The sequence below is a fragment of the Lysobacter sp. Root604 genome, from assembly GCF_001427505.1.
In the GTDB taxonomy this organism is placed as follows: domain Bacteria; phylum Pseudomonadota; class Gammaproteobacteria; order Xanthomonadales; family Xanthomonadaceae; genus Lysobacter.
In genome coordinates this window covers 350,771-365,386 of sequence record NZ_LMGS01000001.1, presented here as the reverse complement: position 1 = coordinate 365,386, position 14,616 = coordinate 350,771, and the positions used below count along the sequence as shown (strand labels likewise).

The window sequence follows — 14,616 nt, the reverse complement described above, 5'->3', positions numbered from 1 at the left end:
CCGCAGCGGCGCGCCGTCCGCGACTCAGGCCTGCGGCGCTATCGCCTTGCGCAATTCCGCGGCGCGCTTGAGCACCTGCGGCGGCGCGATCTCCTCGGGCGTGCGGAAGATGCCGACGCGGCGCAACCAGCGCCCCGGCGCGCGCGCCGAGGTCAGGGCCACGATCGGGATCGCCAACAGCAAGCCGGCGATGACCGGCGACATCCACGCCGCCAGCGACGGCGACACCGCATAGGACATGCCCAGCGCCAGCACGCCCAGCAGGGTCGAGCCGCCGTAACTGCGCACCAGCCCCGACAGCGGCAAGGTGCCGTCGTCGCGGCGCTGCGATTCCCAGCCCGAATCCTTGCCCGCCAGCACCTCGGCGATGCCGCGCGATTGCACGTACATGGTCACCGGCGCCATCAGCGCGGCCAGCAGGGTTTCCAGCAGCATGCTCAGCAGGGCGCGCAGCGCGCCGCCGCAACCGCGCCGGGTCGCGCCGTCGGTCATCGAGGCCAGATAGCCCATGAGCTTGGGCGCCAGCAGCACCGCCATGGTCGCCACGAACACCCAGGTGAAGCGCTCGGGATCCTGCTCGCGCCAGTAGCGGGTGGGCGAGAAGCCCGGCAGCGAAAGCGTGCCCCAGACGAAACCGGCGCGCTCCAGCGGAATCGCCAGGCCGATCAGCATCAGCATCGCCCACATAGGCGCGGTGAAGTAATGGCCGATGCCGATCAGCAGGTGCCAGCGACTCACCCAGTGCAGGCCCTTGGCCGGCAGCACCGCCGAGTGCTGCAGGTTGCCCTGGCACCAGCGGCGGTCGCGCACCAGCATGTCGGTCAGCGAGGGCGGGCCCTCCTCGTAGCTGCCGGCCAGTCCCGGCACCATGTGCAGGGCCCAGCCGCCGCGCCGCAGCAACGCGGCCTCGACGAAATCGTGACTGAGCACGGTGCCGCCGAACGGCCGATAGCCGCGCAGTTCGGGCAGGCCGGCGTGGGCGGCGAAAGCGGCGGTGCGGATGATCGCGTTGTGGCCCCAGTAGTTGCTCTCGGCGCCGTGCCACCAGGCCACGCCGTGCGCGATCACCGGCCCGTACACGCGTCCGGCGAACTGCTGCATGCGCGCGAACAGGGTGTTGCCGTTGACGATCATCGGCAGGGTCTGGATCAGGGCGACGTCGGGATGGCCCTGCATCGCCACCGCCAGACGCACGATCACCTCGCCCGTCATCAGGCTGTCGGCGTCCAGGATCAGCATCTGCGGATAGGCGCCGCCGTAGCGGCGCACCCATTCGGCGATGTTGCCGGCCTTGCGCTCGGCGTTGTCGTCGCGACGCCGGTAGTACAGGCGCGCGTGCCCGCCGGTGCGTTCGCGCAGGGCCGCGAAGGCCTCGCGCTCGGCCTGTGCGATCGGCTCGCGGGTGGTGTCGCTGAGCACGAAGAAATCGAAGCGGTCCAGATGGCCGGTCGCCGCCACCGATTCGTAGATCGCCTGCAGGCCGGCCATCAGCCGCTGCGGATCCTCGTTGTAGGTCGGCATCAGCAGCGCGGTGCGCACGCCCGGTTCGGGCAAGGCGCCACCGTCGCCCAGGCCCAGGCGCGCGCGCCGGCGCGAGACGATCTGGACGAAGCCGGCCAGGGCGCTGAAGAAGGCCAGCGCGATCCAGGCGAACAAGGCCACGAACAGCACCAGCAGCAGCGCCTCGAGCACGTTGATGCCGTTGCCGCGCAGCACCCACCAGATCTGGTAGGCCGCGATCAGGGTCAGCAGCGCCGAGCCGCCGACGATGTAGGCGCGCCGCCAGGCCATGCCGCGCGGTTCGGTCGGCAGGCGCGGATTGGCCAGCGCGCCCTCGCCCAGCGACTGGATCGGCATCTCCAGCGGCGTTTCCGGCGGCAGGATGGGGGCGACGTCGGCGACGCTCGCGTGCATGCCCGTCGTGCTCATGCGGTCCAACGGTAAAGCCAGATTTCGGACAAGGCGCCGCGCGCGTCTTCCAGGCGCATGCGCAGCTCGACGCTGCGCTCCTGGCCCGGTTCGAGCTCGAAGGCCACGCGCCAGCTGCCGGGCGCCGGCATCGCGTGCGCGACCACGTTGGCGACCCGGCCCTTGGACGCGGACACCACCGCGCGCGGTTCGCTGCCGGCCGGCAATCGCGCCAGCGCGCCGCCGGCCAGATCGATCACGATCCGGCGCGCGCCTTTGCCGCCCGCGCCGATGCGCGTGCCGGTAACCGTTGCCAGCTGCGGCAGCCATTCGTGGCGGTCGCACCAATGCAGGCGGTAATCGAAACGGTGCTCGCGCCCGGGCGCCAGGGCCTGCGTCGGGCGCCAGTAGGCGACGATGTTGTCGTGGAATTCGTCCGCGGTCGGAATCTCGATCAGGCGCACGCTGCCCTCGCCCCAATCGCCGACCGGCTCCACCCACAGGCTGGGCCGGCGCTCGTAGTGGGCTTCGCTGTCGGCGTAGTCGGCGAACTCGCGCTTGCGTTGCATCAGGCCGAAGCCGCGCGGCGCACGGTCCTCGAACGCGCTTTCCTGCAGTACCGCGGGATTGTGCAGCGGGCGCCAGATCTGTTCGCCGCGGCCGTTGATCAAGGCCAGGCCGTCGGAGTCGTGCACGGCGGGGCGGTAGTCGTCGATGCCGTTGCGGTCGTTGGCGTCGAACTGGTACATGCTGGTCAGCGGCGCGATGCCGGCGCGGTCCAGGCTCACGCGCGGGTACAGGCGCATGCTCACGTCGAACACGGTCTCGACACCGGGCACGATCTCGAAGCGGAATGCGGCCGCGGCGCTGGGGCTGTCCATCAGCGCGTGCACCACCGCGCGACGCGCCTCGCGCGCCGGCCGCTCCAGCCAGAACGCGCGGAATACCGGAAATTCCTCACCGGCCGGATCGGCGGTCTTGATCGCCAGGCCGCGCGCGGACAAGCCGTAGGCCTGGCCCTTGGCGACCGCGCGGAAGTAGCTGGCGCCGAGGAAGGCGCAGACTTCGTCGAAATACTCGGGCCGGTTGAGCGGCGCGTGCAGGCGGAAACCGGCGTAGCCCAGATCGTTCTCGCTGGGCGCGCTCACGCCCTCGAAGCGGAACTGCGAGGGCTTATAGATCACCGGCTGGGCGCGGCCGTTCTCGACCTCGTACACGTCGACGCGGTCGCGGAAGAAAAAGCCGCGATGGAAGAACTGGGCTTGGAACGGCAGCCCCAGACCGCGCCATAGCGCCTGATCGGGGTTGTAGCGGATGCCGCGGTACTGGTCGTAACCGATCTTCTCCAGCGAGGCCGGCAGCTGCTTGGACTGCGGTTTGAACGGCTGCGCGGCCAGGGCGCGCGCGAGCGCCGGCACGGTGTCCTCGCCGAATGCGGCGGCGGGCGTCGCGGCGGGTTCGGCCGCCAGCGCGTTCGCGCCCCACAGGCCCAGCACGGGCCACGACAATCCGGCCAGGATCACTTCTCTTCGGCGCATGCGCGCTCCTTCCAATAGCGTCTGGACGCGATTGTAGGGAGTGAGTTGTTAAGGCCACCGCGATTTGTGGCGGGTTTCAGCCTCGAAATGTGCCTTCGATTGCAAGTAATCGTTTACAGGGTGCGCGGCGGCGCGCAAGAGCAACGCAGGCATGGCGGTGGTTCGTTTTGAACACGTGCTGGCGTGGGCGCGCCGCGGAGCCTAGAGCAAATCCCCCTTAATCCCCCTCTTCAAAGGGGGAGATATGGGCGTGGCGCTTGTTGGTTTTGAGGCGGTGCTGGCGTGGCTGTGCTGCGGAGCCGGAGCGAATCCCTCTTAATCCCCCCTCTTCAAAGGGGGAGACATGGATGTGGCGCTCGTCCGTTGATCCACCCTTCCCAAAGGCGAGATATAAAAAAACCCCGGCTTGCGCTGGGGTTTGGGGGACGAACCAAGACGATTTCGCGTCGGTTCGAAAAATCGGCGACCTGGCGTCAACGCGCGCTGGCGACGGCGGTTGACGCGGCGGTCGCGGCGCCCAGCTCGGCCAGATCGGAGCCGGCCAGGCGCAGGTTCTTGCGCAGGTGCGCGCGCAGCTGCGCATCCGGCGCGCGCGGCGCGGCGCCGCCGAGGCGACGGTGCATCAGGCTTTCCAGCAGGAACAGATAGGCTTCGCGCGTGCGCGGATCGACCAGCTGATGGCCGCCCTGCGCGTCCACGAACAGGCTCACGTCCTTGTCCAGGGCGCGCAGCGTAGCAGCGTAATGCAGCACGCTGCGGATCGGCACGCGCTCGTCGTCGCCACCGGCCAAAAGCAGCACAGGGCGGCGCAGGCGTTGCGCGTTGGCGACCGGCGATTGCGCGCGCAGGCGTTCGGCGATCGCGGCGTCGGCCGGATCCAGCGCCAGCAAGCGCATGGTGGTCGACATCGGAATGCCGCGCGCGAACTGGTCCTGGCTGCGCGCGTACCAGCGCAGCACCCAGCCGAAGTCCGCCGGCGGCACCGCGGCCACCGCGACCTTGAACAGCTCCGGCTGGAAGGTCACGCCCTGCAGGGCCGAGTAGCCGCCGAAGGAAGCGCCGACAATGCCGACGCGCTCGCCGTCGCCGATGCCCTGAGCGAGCAGATAGCGCACGCCCTCGACGATGTCGCGCTGCACGCGGCCATTGCCGAAGTCGCCGCGGCCGGCGGTCATGTAGTCCAGGCCGTAGCCGGTGGAACCGCGGAAATTGGGCTCGAACACCACATAGCCGCGATTGACCAGCAATTGGGTCTGGGCGCTGAACTCCGGCCGGGTCAGATTGAAGGGACCGCCGTGCACATTGGCCACCAAGGGCGCGCGCGCGACGTCCACGCCCGGCGGCACCGACACGAAACCGTGCAGGCGCATGCCGTCGGAGGCGCGGTAGGCGAAGGCGATCTTGCGCGCCAAGGCGGACTCCGGGATTCGCGCCACCGTCTGGCGGCCATGACGGAACCCGGCGTCGGCGAGGATTTCGCGGAAGCTTGCGCCGGCGGGATCGTACAGATGCAGGCGTTCGCCCTTCTGCGAGCCCGCGCGCTCGTGCACCAGCCAGTGCGCGCCGGCGCCGCTGCCGACTTCGATGCGCAGGTTGCGCCCCGGATAGCGGCGCTCGATCGCCGCGACCCGGCGTTGCGCCTCGGCGGTAAGGCCGTAGTTGGCCGCCACCGTGCTGCGATAGCTGGCGATCAAAGGTAGTCCGCTGAGCGGATCCAGCACGACCTGATCCAGGTCGGCTTCGCCGCGCGGATCGGCATGCACGGTGCGCACGACACCGTCGCCGCCCAGGCGCGCCAGCCGCAGATAGCCATGACCGACCGTGGTGTTCAGCCACAGGCCTGCGCCGTCGCTGGCCAAGGGCGAACAGCGCTGCAGTCGCGTGCAACGCATCGCCACGCGCAAGCGCGCGCCTTCCTTGCGGTAGAGCGCATAGCCCTCGCCTTCGACCAGGGTCAGATAGCGCAGGCGCCCGTCGCTGTCGTACGTGCTGTCGACGATCTCCTGGACGGACTCGTGCAGCAAGGTCTGGCGGCCTTGCGTGTCGACGCGGTACAGCCGCCAACGCTTGGCCAGCCGCGACACCCGTGGCGGGCTTTCCAACACGATCGCGGCGGCCGGCAGGGCCGGGTCCACCGCTTCGAAACTGCGTTCCCAGCGGCCGCCGAGTTTGGCGATCGCGCCCGAGCCGCGCTGCCCCGCCGTGGCCAACGCGTACAACTGCTGCGCGGACTGCAGGAACAACCAGCGCCCGTCGCGCGACCAGCTCAGCGCCTGGGCTTCGGTGTGCGCGAGCAACCGTCGCGGCGCGCCGCCCGCGGTCGGCAGCAGCCAGACGCCGCGGTTGCGCTCGCCCTGGAGCAGGTAGGCGACGTTGCGACCGTCCGGCGCCAGCCAGGCGCCCAGCAGCGCCGGGCGGGCCAGGAACTCCGCGCGCGCGTAGCTCGGTGCCGGGCTGCGTGCGCGCTCGACGGCGACCGCCGCGCGCAGCTGCGCGGCTTCGTCGGCATGCGCGCGTGCGCACACGCACAGCAACGCCATGATCAGCGCGTCGCGCAGCACGGTGCGCCACCAGGGTGGGTGAGGCGCACGCGCAGGCGGGCGCGTTCGCGCCGACGGCGCGATCGTACTGGGGCTCATGGGCCTCTCCTGCGGGGCCCGCCTGGGCAGGCCCACGGTTGAATGTTCTTGATCGGTCGGTGCTGGCTCGGCGAGCGACGGCCTAGGCCATCGCCGCTTGCGCCGATGGCAACTCGTCCAGGGTTTCGCGCGGCCGGTAGATCAGCCACAAACTCATCAGCGCCGGCAGGCCGAGCGCCGCGCAGGCCGCCAGCCAGGCGATCCGCGCCGGCCGCGACAAGGCGGTGCGCGGCAGGCGCCATAGCGCCCCCAACACCGACAGCAGCAACAAGGCGCCGGCGATCCACTGGGCCGTGCGCGGTGCTTGCGGCGTCGCCATGTCGCGTTCGGGCAGATAGCCCGAGTGCAGAGCCAGCAGCGCCTTCTGCGCGCGATACAACAGCGGCGAGGTGTACCAGTTCTGGTAGCGCCAGGCGATCGGGTAATCCAGGCTCAGCTGTCGGCGCGCTACCGGCGTCGTCCGGCCGGCGTCGTCCACGCGCAGCAACTGCTGGTAGGGCAAGACGCCCTCGGCGTTGTGCGAGGCGTAGGTAAACAGGAACGAGACCAGATAGCCGTCCAGCAGCTCCATCAGATCGATGCGCACCAGATCGCCGCTGCGTCCCGGCAGCGCCACGCGTTGGCGCGGCTTGAGCACGCCGTCGTCGTTGTCCAGCTCGCGCAGGTCGTAGAAGTACAGCGCGCGATCGCTCAACAGGACCGCGCTGTCGCCGACCTTGTCCAGGCCGGTCAGAACTTCGCCCCGCGGCAGCCGCGCGCGCGGCAACACGCGGCGCGCGTCGCTGTCGTACTGATAGACCGCATCGCGCGCGACCAACAGGCCCTCGGGACCGGGCTGCGCGGGTTGCGGGAAGGCGGCGTCGCCGTCGACGCCGAGGCTGCCGACCGCGCGCTTGTCGACCAGGCTGTAACCCTCGAAACGCATGCGGTCGTGGCTGAATACCCAGCGCTGCCGCTGCGTCTCGTCGTCGAACTCCATCGGCTCGCGGTTGGTCAGTTGGTTGCGTTGCGGCAAGCCGCGCAGTCCGGGGCCGGTGCCGTAGATCTCCGAGATCAGGGCCTGCTCGCGCCACAGTTCGGCCTGCGGGTCGCGACTGCCGGCCAGGCCCATGCGCATCAGGTCCCTGCCTTCGGAGAATTCGGCTTCCTTCTCGCCGCCCGGCGGCGCCACCGCCATGTTGTTGGGATGCGAGCCTTGCGCGATCCATACAAACTCGACGCCGAAGCCGACGATCACCAGCGCGAACCACAGCGCGAACTGCAGCGGGATCGCGGTGAGCAAGGCGGCGGCGGCGTTGCGCGGCGGCGCGCTCAGGTCGGGCTTGAACGCGATCAGCAACATCGCCGCCAACACGATCAGCAGGTACAGCTGCAGCGCGATCGCGCCCAGGCCGGTGGCGCGCGCGATCAGCAAGCCGAACACCAGCACCAGCGCGGACCAGCCGTAGCGCTTGTCGGCCAGCATCGCGTAGCCGCCGGCCAGATAGGCGCACAGCGCCAGCAGCAGGCCGGAGGCGGCCAGCAGCAGGTGACGCAGATCGAGTACGCGCGCGGTCATGAATTCCTGCCAGGCCGCGACCAGCAGCAACGGCAGCAGCACCGCGATCGCCAGCAGCAGCGCGCCGGCGCCGACCAGGGCCAAGGCCACGCGCGCATGCGGCAGCGGCCGGTGCAGCAGGTTCAACCAGGCGTTCGGACGTCGGTAGCCGCCCATCTGGTACAGGCCCAGCAGCAAGCCGCTGACCGCGTAGACGATGCCGATGACCTGGTAGACCAGGTAGGACTGCTGCGCCAGATCGACGACCCGGCTCATGAAGCCGAGCACCACCAGTTGCACGGCGGCGTAAGCGATGGCCCAGGCGCGGAAGCGCAGCAGTTCGGCCTTGAACAAATCCCACATGGCGTAGTCCCCGAATATGGCGGCCGCGTCAGCTCGCCGCGTCCGCGGCGGCGGCCGGTGCGGCGTGGTTCTTGGCCAGGAAGCCGTTGACCGCGCGGTCTAGGCTGACCGGCATGCTTTGCACCGAACGCGCGCCGCTGGCGCGCAGGAATTCAGCGAAGTCCTCGTCCTGGTCCAGCACCAGGTAGTGGTGCAGGCCGTCCAGGCGCTGCGACTGCAGCAGGCCCGGCACGGTGCGCGGATCGGGGCCCTTGAACGGAATGTCGGCGACCCAGTGGCGCACGCGCGCGCAGAAGTCCTCGGGCGCCGACATGTTCTTGAGCTGACCGCGCTCGAGGATGATGAGGTTGTCGGCGACGCGCTCGATCTCCTCCATCTGGTGCGAGCAATACACCACCGTGCAATCGTCGCTGGCGTTGCTGTACATCAGCGACTCCAGGAAGGCGCGCTTGGCGACCACGTCCAGGCCCAGGGTGGGTTCGTCCAGCACCAGCAGTTCCGGCCCTTGCGCCAACGCGATCGCCAGGTTCAGACCCGCGCGCTCGCCGCGCGAGAGCTGGCCGACCTTCTGTTCGGGCAGCACGTGGTAATGATCGAGCACGCCGCGGAACGCGGTTTCGTTCCAGCGCGGGTACTGGCGGCGGTGCATGTCCACCACCGCCGCGACCCGCATCCAGCCCGGCAGGGTGTGCTCTTCGTTGACGAAACCGATGCGCTCGCGGTCGCCGGGGGTGAGCCGCTGACTGTCGCGGCCGAGGATGCTGGCCGAGCCGGCGGTCGGCGGCAGGAAGCCGAGCAGGATCCGGAACAAGGTGGATTTTCCGGCGCCGTTGGCGCCGACGATGGCGTGGATGCGGCCGCGCGGGATGCACAGGTCGAGGCGGTCCAGGGCGAGCTTGCGGCCGTAGCGCTTGCTCAGCCCCCGGGTCTGGATCACGTAGTCGTGGCTATCGGACATGGCGGCGGGCCTGGGATCGGAGGCGGGCATCGGGGGTCAGGCGGTCTTGCGCGGAACCAGCGCGAGAAACTCCCGCTGCAGGCGCGCCTGCAGTTCCTCCGGCGCATAACCCAGCCCGATCACGTCCTGCATGAAGCGCTGCACGGCTTCTTCCAGGCGGCGCTCGCGCTCGGGTTCGCTCAGGCGCTGGCGCACCGGCGCCACGTACAGGCCCAGGCCCTGGCGCGCCTCCAGCCAGCCTTCGGCGGCGAGTTCGGCGTAGACCTTGGCGACCGTGTTGGGGTTGATCGTCAGCTGCTGGGCCAGGCCGCGCACGCTGGGCAGTTGGTCGCCGGGCGCGAGTTCGGCGGTGGCGATCTTCATGCGCACCGCGTCGGCGATCTGCTTGCCGATCGGGCGCGGATCGCCGGTCGCGATCTGGATCATCAGCGGGCGGGTGCGGGCCATGGGGCGCTCCTGGACTGTACTAACTGTACTGTTGTGACTAGTACAGTCGAAACGACCTCCCCTGTCAATCGGCTTCGTCGGCGTATCCGGCGTTTCGTCGCAAACCCCGGCCATCGCGCGTCATGGCGCGGTCATGGCCCTGACATGGCCGCTTAACGCCTTTCCAACAGGCTTGCCCAAACCGGGAGCCGCGCATGCGCTACGCGATCGTCACCGAGACCTACCCGCCGGAGATCAACGGCGTGGCCCTGACCGTGCAAGGTCTGGAACAGGGTCTGCGCGCGCGCGGGCATCGGGTCGACCTGGTGCGCCCGCGCCAGGCCCACGAACGCAGCGGCGCCGAACACGAGCTGTTGCTGCGCAGCCTGCCGCTGCCGCGCTACCCCGGTCTGCGCGTGGGCCTGCCGGCGACCCGGCGCCTGATCCAGGCCTGGAGCGCGCAGGCGCCCGACGCGATCTATGTGGCCACCGAGGGTCCGCTGGGCTGGTCGGCGCTGCGCGCGGCGCGGCGCCTGGGCATTCCGGTCGCCACCGGTTTCCACACCCGTTTCGACGAATACATGCGCGACTACGGCGCGCCGTTCCTGGTCGGCACCGCGCTGCGCTGGATGCGGCGTTTCCACAACGACGCCGACGCCACCCTGGTGCCGACCCGCGAGCTGGCCGAGTTCCTGCGCGCGCAAGGCTTCGAGAATGTGGTGCGGCTGCCGCGCGCGGTCGACACCGCGCTGTTCGAGCCAAGCCGGCGCAGCGAGGCGCTGCGTCGCGCCTGGGGCATCCCCGACGGCGGCGTGGCCGCGATCTACGTCGGCCGGATCGCAGCGGAGAAGAATCTGGACCTGGCCGTGCGCGCGTTCCGCGCGCTCCAGCAACAGCGGCCCGAGGCGCGCTTCGTCTGGGTCGGCGACGGCCCCGAGCGCGCCAGGCTGCAACGCGAGCAACCCGACTTCGCGTTCTGCGGCGTGCAGCGCGGCGCCGATCTGGCCACGCATTTCGCCAGCGGCGATCTGTTCCTGTTCCCCAGCCGCAGCGAGACCTTCGGCAACGTGACCCTGGAAGCCATGGCCAGCGGCGTGCCCACGGTCGCGTTCGATTACGGCGCCGCGCACGAGCACCTGCGCGATGGCGAGCATGGCGCCGCGATCGCCGACGGCGACGAGGCCGGCTTCATCGCCGCCGCGGCGCGCATCGGCGGCGACGACGCGCTGCGCGCGGCGATGGCGCGCGCCGGCCGCGCCGCGATCGCCGGCCTGCGACCCGAGCAGGTCGCCGCCGATTTCGATGCCTTGCTGAGCGGACTGGCCGAGACCGCGCCACGCCGCCCGCCGCGGCACGGCAACACCCTGGCCGTACAAGACGAACGGGAGGTCGTATGAACCGCATGCCCTTGCGCAAACGCTTCAACGCCGGCGATTCGGGCTGGTGCCTGCGCGCCAACCGGGTCTGCGAGCGCAGCGGCTCGCGCGCCTACTTCGCCGCGATCAGCCGCCTCGGCGACGGGGTGTTCTGGTACCTGCTGATGGGCACGCTGGTGGTGGTGGACGGCTACGCCGGCCTGCTGGCCTCCGCCCATCTGGCCGCCACCGGCGCGATCGCGCTGACCCTATACAAGCTGCTCAAGCGCTGGACGCGGCGGCCGCGCCCGTTCGCGTCCGACACCCGCATCCACGCCTGGGTCGCGCCGCTGGACGAATTCAGTTTCCCCTCCGGGCATACCTTGCATGCGGTCGCCTTCAGCCTGGTGGCGATGGCGCATTACCCGGTGCTGGCCTGGCTGCTGGTGCCGTTCACCGCCAGCGTCGCCTTGTCGCGCGTGGTGCTGGGGCTGCATTACCCCAGCGATGTATTGGCGGCGACGGCGATCGGGAGTGCCTTGGCGGGGCTGTCGTTGTGGTTGGTGCCTGGGGTGTCGTTGTTTGGTTGAGGTGGGGCGCTTCTCTCGCGCGTCATTGGCTGTGCGTTCGTTCGCTTGCGGCGGCCCTCACCCCAACCCCTCTCCCGCAGGCGGGAGAGGGGCTAGAAGCGCGCGGGGGAAAAGGGGCGGCCCGGAGAGCCTCTAGGCCTCAACCCCACTCCATCAAGGCCGCCCGCTCGATCGCCGGCGCGCTCTGCCCCGCCCAGTCGCGATCGTTCGCCACCTGCGCCTGCGCGCGGCTGGCGTCCAGCGCGGCGAAATCCAGGTCCGCCACCGCCCAGGCCTGATCGCCGCGGGTGATCGCGACGATGCCGTCCGCGGGCAGGCCCACGTCCATCGGCGCATAGATCGCGGCTTCGCCGGTGTTGGTGTCCAGCGCCGGGCTCCAGGCCGCGTCGCCCGCGGTCACCGCCTGGGCGACGAAGCAACGGTTCTCCAACGCGCGCGCCAGGCAGCCCACGCGCACGCGGGTGGCGCCGGCCTCGGTGTCGGTGCAGCTGGGCGCGATCAGCACGCGCGCGCCGGCTTCGCATTGGGCGCGCACCGGCAGCGGAAACTCGATGTCGTAGCAGACCGCGATGGCCGCGCGCGTCTCGCCCAGCGCGAACACGCGCAAGGCATCGCCGCCCTCGATCACCGCGGCGCGTTTCTCGAAGCCGGTCAGCTGCAGCTTGTCCTGCCACAGCACGCCGCCGTCGGGCGCGAAGGCATAGCTGCGGTTGCGATAGCGCCCGCGACCGTTGTCGAGCAGAAAGCTGCCGGCGACCACGTGCATGCGCAGCTCGCGCGCGAGCAGGCCGTACAGCTCGCGCCAGGCGTCGTGATAGGTCTGGATCGCGATCAGCGAGGCGTGCAGATCGCCCTGGGTGGCGGCGCCGAAACTCGCGCCCAGCTCCAGGGCCAGGTATTCGGGCAGCACCGCCAGTTCGGCGCCGGCGCGCCTGGCCTCGCCCAGCCAGCGCGCCTGCTTGTCGGCGAACTCGGCGAAGCTGCGCGGCGCGCCGATGCGGTACTTGGCGACCGCGACCTTCAACGCTGACGCTCCAGCGCACGCAGCCAGAAGCCCAGCGTGTGCGCGACCTCGCCGCGCCCGACTTCGCGCCAGGCCAGGCTCGCGCGCAGTTCCGGCTGCCGACGGTAACCGCGCTTGCTCCAGAACTCGTCCTTGTCGCGCTGAAACGGCGGCCGGCGGCGGTCGTCGGCGGCGCGTTCGACCGCGCAGAAGGCGGTCCAGTCGTAGCCGCCCAGCGAGCGCGCATGCGCTTCGCGCTCGTCGAAGAAGCGATGACCCAGGCCGCGCCCGCGATACGTCGGCAGCAGCACCGACTCGCCGCAATAGAACACGCGCTCGGGATCGAAGGCGCTGTCGGCGAACGGCGTCCGGAAGGCGTCGGACTCGTCGCTCAGGGGCAGGCCGGTGGACGCGCCGACCACTTGGTCGCCGTCGAAGGCCAGCACCGCGATGCTGCGCCAGGAGCGCAGATAGGTCTGCAGGTACTGGGCTTCGTAGTCGCTGTCGCCGTCGTACAGATACGGCCACTCGCGGAACACCGCGATGCGCAGCCGCGCGAGATCGTCCAGGTAGGGGGCGATCGCCTCGCCTACGACGCAACGTATTTCGATCGGGGACGCATTCATGACAGGCAGTTTAGGCCAAGCGCAGCACGGGACACTCGGCGGCCGACCGGCGCAGCAGCGACCCGATCGGCGGCCATGACACAAAGTGCGGCCGCGGGCGTCTGCCCGCGGCCGCGATATCGCCGAATCAGCGCGCCAGCGGGCGCGAGCCGGCGAGCTGGTACCAGTCGACCTTGCGGGTGATCACCATCACCGCGGCCAGGATCAGGAACAGCAGGCCCGCGCCCATCACCAGCGCGTTGTCCTCCGACACCAGCAGGCCGTACAGCGCCGCGTACAAGGTCGCCAGCATCGCCGCGAAGCCCAGGCCGCGGCCGACGCTGCGCAAGACCGCGCTGAGGTAGAAGCCGAGCAGGCCGATGCAGGCCACGCTCGCGGCCAGATAGGCCCAGGCGAAGGCGATGTGCTCGCTGAGGCTGACCAGCAGCAGGAAGAAGATCGCCAGCGCCAGGCCGACCAGGCCGTACTGGATCGGGTGGATCGGCAGTTGCTTGATCAGTTCGAAGATGAAGAAGCCGATGAAGGTCAGCAGCACGAACAGCAGGCCGTACTTGCTGGCGCGATCGGCCTGCGAGTACACGTTGACCGGATCGACCAGGGCCACGGCGACCGCATCGATGCCGCCGGTGGCGACCGTGTCGGCGCGTTCGCCGCCGCTCATCTCGCCGCCTTCCACGCTGGGCACGGTCTTGCCGTCCAGGAACTGGCGCTGCGCGCTGGTGGCCAGCGAAGACACCTGCCAGTCGGCGTTGAAACCCTGGGCGCCGATGTCGCGGGTACGCGGCAGGAAGCTGCCGCCGAAGCGCGGGTGCTGCCAGCTGGACTGGATCGCGAAGCGGTTGCTCTTGGCCAGCGGCACCAGCGCCAGCGACTCGGTGCCGCCGAGGTTGAAGTCCAGTTGGGTGCGCAGGTTCAACACCTGGCCGGGCTCCGGCACCGCCAGACGCGCGTGCACGCCGCCGCCGTCGCGGCTGCCCATGCCCTCCTCGACCTCGACCGCGGCGCCGTCGATGCGCAGCGCCGGCGTCGACAGCAGGCCGCGCACGTCGGCGAAGCCGTAGCTCAACCAGGGCCGGCCGATCTTGCGGGTATGCCCGGCGGGCAGCGCGGTCTTGGGCAGCTCGGCGCGGAAGTCGGCCTTGGCCTGGGCCTGCCACTCGTACACCCGCACCTCGTGCAGGCCCAGCCGGCGCGTGCTGGGCTTGAGCGGGCCGCGCACGTCCAGGGTGGTCGGGAAATAGGTCCAGCGACTGCTTTCCTCGCGCACGACCCGGCGCACGAAGCCCTTCTCGTCCTTCTCGTCTGTTTCGATGAAGTCGGTGTACGGCACCACCAGCACCGGGCCGGTGAAGGCCTGGGCGCCGGCGTAGCTGCGCGCGATCGTCGCCACGGCCTGGTTGCGATAGCTCTGGCGGTCGTTGATCACGCCGCGGATCAGCAGCAGCGGAATCAGGATCGCCAGGGTCATGCCCAGCACCAAGAATATTTTCAACCAAAGTCGCATGTCCCCTCTCCTGTCGTTGCGGTGACGGCAGGATGGGCGCGGCCTGGGTGGGGAGGATGGGGGAACGGTGAAGCGATGGTGAAGTGTTGGGGCTAGGAGTGAGCGTGGATGAGTGAGGAGCGAGCGAGTGCGCTAGCGGCTTTCGCTCACTCCTCACTCCTCTAAGCTC

At 70.1% G+C, this 14,616-nt stretch carries 11 protein-coding genes; 2 read left to right on the top strand and 9 right to left on the bottom strand.

The window, feature by feature from the left end; all coding sequences use genetic code 11:
• Nucleotides 1-24 precede the first annotated feature (24 nt).
• The 6 genes from mdoH to ASD69_RS01805 form a co-directional block, all read right to left on the bottom strand.
• Nucleotides 25-1,929: a glucans biosynthesis glucosyltransferase MdoH gene (gene mdoH, locus ASD69_RS01830; protein WP_056173254.1), complete on the bottom strand. Its 1,905-nt coding sequence runs from the start codon at nt 1,927-1,929 to the stop codon at nt 25-27.
• Entirely contained in the window at nt 1,926-3,446 is a 1,521-nt protein-coding gene (locus ASD69_RS01825; RefSeq protein WP_056173252.1) for a glucan biosynthesis protein G, read from the bottom strand. Before ASD69_RS01825 ends, mdoH begins: the two co-directional genes overlap by 4 nt.
• Nucleotides 3,447-3,919: 473 nt before the next feature.
• Complete coding sequence (locus ASD69_RS01820; RefSeq protein ID WP_157498900.1) at nt 3,920-6,085, bottom strand: prolyl oligopeptidase family serine peptidase; 2,166 nt, start codon at nt 6,083-6,085, stop codon at nt 3,920-3,922.
• Nucleotides 6,086-6,167: 82 nt separating this feature from the next.
• Entirely contained in the window at nt 6,168-7,985 is a 1,818-nt protein-coding gene (locus ASD69_RS01815; RefSeq protein ID WP_056173246.1) for a hypothetical protein, read from the bottom strand.
• Nucleotides 7,986-8,013: 28 nt separating this feature from the next.
• The gene (locus ASD69_RS01810) at nt 8,014-8,943 is read right to left on the bottom strand and encodes an ABC transporter ATP-binding protein (RefSeq protein ID WP_056173244.1); all 930 of its coding nucleotides are present in this window, start codon (nt 8,941-8,943) and stop codon (nt 8,014-8,016) included.
• 36 nt (nt 8,944-8,979) lie between these two features.
• Nucleotides 8,980-9,390, bottom strand: coding sequence for a GntR family transcriptional regulator (locus tag ASD69_RS01805; RefSeq protein WP_056173241.1), 411 nt, complete (start codon nt 9,388-9,390; stop codon nt 8,980-8,982).
• Nucleotides 9,391-9,584: 194 nt separating this feature from the next.
• Here ASD69_RS01805 and ASD69_RS01800 point away from each other — a divergent pair, with 194 nt between their 5' ends.
• Together ASD69_RS01800 and ASD69_RS01795 are read left to right on the top strand one after the other, a co-directional pair.
• Nucleotides 9,585-10,766, top strand: a complete 1,182-nt coding sequence (locus ASD69_RS01800; protein ID WP_056173238.1) for a glycosyltransferase family 1 protein — start codon at nt 9,585-9,587, stop codon at nt 10,764-10,766.
• A gap of 5 nt (nt 10,767-10,771) precedes the next feature.
• Nucleotides 10,772-11,314 carry a phosphatase PAP2 family protein gene (locus tag ASD69_RS01795; RefSeq protein WP_157499095.1) on the top strand — a complete coding sequence of 181 codons (543 nt, stop codon included), beginning with the start codon at nt 10,772-10,774 and terminating at the stop codon, nt 11,312-11,314.
• A gap of 139 nt (nt 11,315-11,453) precedes the next feature.
• On the opposite strand, the gene ASD69_RS01790 is transcribed toward ASD69_RS01795, so the two are convergent.
• The 3 genes from ASD69_RS01790 to creD all read right to left on the bottom strand — a co-directional run bounded on the left by ASD69_RS01790 (nt 11,454) and on the right by creD (nt 14,447).
• On the bottom strand, nt 11,454-12,338 hold the full coding sequence (locus ASD69_RS01790) for a carbon-nitrogen hydrolase family protein (protein WP_056173232.1): 885 nt from the start codon (nt 12,336-12,338) through the stop codon (nt 11,454-11,456).
• On the bottom strand, nt 12,335-12,943 hold the full coding sequence (locus ASD69_RS01785; RefSeq protein WP_056173229.1) for a GNAT family N-acetyltransferase: 609 nt from the start codon (nt 12,941-12,943) through the stop codon (nt 12,335-12,337). Before ASD69_RS01785 ends, ASD69_RS01790 begins: the two co-directional genes overlap by 4 nt.
• 127 nt (nt 12,944-13,070) lie before the next feature.
• Nucleotides 13,071-14,447 carry a cell envelope integrity protein CreD gene (gene creD / locus ASD69_RS01780; protein ID WP_056173226.1) on the bottom strand — a complete coding sequence of 459 codons (1,377 nt, stop codon included), beginning with the start codon at nt 14,445-14,447 and terminating at the stop codon, nt 13,071-13,073.
• Between the last annotated feature and the right edge of the window lie 169 nt (nt 14,448-14,616).

What these genes read in the sequence shown, in the direction of transcription:
- mdoH (WP_056173254.1), bottom strand. Translation starts at nt 1,929, where the DNA reads ATGAGCACGACGGGCATGCACGCGAGCGTCGCCGACGTCGCCCCCATC.
- ASD69_RS01825 (WP_056173252.1), bottom strand. Translation starts at nt 3,446, where the DNA reads ATGCGCCGAAGAGAAGTGATCCTGGCCGGATTGTCGTGGCCCGTGCTG.
- ASD69_RS01820 (WP_157498900.1), bottom strand. Translation starts at nt 6,085, where the DNA reads ATGAGCCCCAGTACGATCGCGCCGTCGGCGCGAACGCGCCCGCCTGCG.
- ASD69_RS01815 (WP_056173246.1), bottom strand. Translation starts at nt 7,985, where the DNA reads ATGTGGGATTTGTTCAAGGCCGAACTGCTGCGCTTCCGCGCCTGGGCC.
- ASD69_RS01810 (WP_056173244.1), bottom strand. Translation starts at nt 8,943, where the DNA reads ATGTCCGATAGCCACGACTACGTGATCCAGACCCGGGGGCTGAGCAAG.
- ASD69_RS01805 (WP_056173241.1), bottom strand. Translation starts at nt 9,390, where the DNA reads ATGGCCCGCACCCGCCCGCTGATGATCCAGATCGCGACCGGCGATCCG.
- ASD69_RS01800 (WP_056173238.1), top strand. Translation starts at nt 9,585, where the DNA reads ATGCGCTACGCGATCGTCACCGAGACCTACCCGCCGGAGATCAACGGC.
- ASD69_RS01795 (WP_157499095.1), top strand. Translation starts at nt 10,772, where the DNA reads ATGCCCTTGCGCAAACGCTTCAACGCCGGCGATTCGGGCTGGTGCCTG.
- ASD69_RS01785 (WP_056173229.1), bottom strand. Translation starts at nt 12,943, where the DNA reads ATGAATGCGTCCCCGATCGAAATACGTTGCGTCGTAGGCGAGGCGATC.
- creD (WP_056173226.1), bottom strand. Translation starts at nt 14,447, where the DNA reads ATGCGACTTTGGTTGAAAATATTCTTGGTGCTGGGCATGACCCTGGCG.